The sequence below is a fragment of the Streptomyces rubellomurinus genome, from assembly GCF_000961885.1.
Classification (GTDB): domain Bacteria; phylum Actinomycetota; class Actinomycetes; order Streptomycetales; family Streptomycetaceae; genus Kitasatospora; species Kitasatospora rubellomurina.
Window position 1 is genome coordinate 1 of record NZ_JZKH01000293.1, and the last position, 638, is coordinate 638.

General features: G+C 70.5%; 1 protein-coding gene. It reads left to right on the forward strand.

Annotated elements, in window-relative coordinates:
* Positions 1 to 638 (forward strand): carboxyl transferase domain-containing protein (locus tag VM95_RS37890; RefSeq protein ID WP_045706119.1); only part of this gene is annotated, 638 nt, incomplete at both ends.

The window sequence follows — 638 nt, forward strand, 5'->3', positions numbered from 1 at the left end:
GGCCCGGACGTCGTCCAGGCCGTGACCGGCGAGAAGATCAGCCAGAACGGCCTCGGCGGCGCGGACGTGCACGCCGGTGTCTCCGGCGTCTCGCACTTCGTCTACGACGACGAGCAGTCCTGCATCGAGGAGGTCCGCTACCTCCTCTCGCTGCTGCCGCAGAACAACCGCGAGGCGCCGCCCGTCGTCGCGACCGGGGACCCGGCCGACCGGCGCTGCGAGGCGCTGCTGGACCTGGTGCCGGTCGACGGCAACCGCCCGTACGACATGCGCAAGGTGATCGAGGAGGTCGTCGACCTCGGCGAGTACCTGGAGGTCCACGAGCGCTGGGCGACCAGCGTGATCTGCGCGCTGGCCCGGCTGGACGGGCGGCTGGTGGGCATCATCGCCAACCAGCCGCAGTCGCTGGCCGGCGTGCTGGACATCCACTCCTCGGAGAAGGCCGCGCGCTTCGTCCAGATGTGCGACGCCTTCAACGTCCCGCTGGTGACGCTGGTCGACGTGCCGGGCTTCCTGCCCGGCGTCGACCAGGAGCACAACGGCATCATCCGGCACGGCGCCAAGCTGCTGTACGCGTACTGCAACGCCACCGTGCCGCGCATCTCGCTGATCCTGCGCAAGGCCTACGGCGGCGCCTA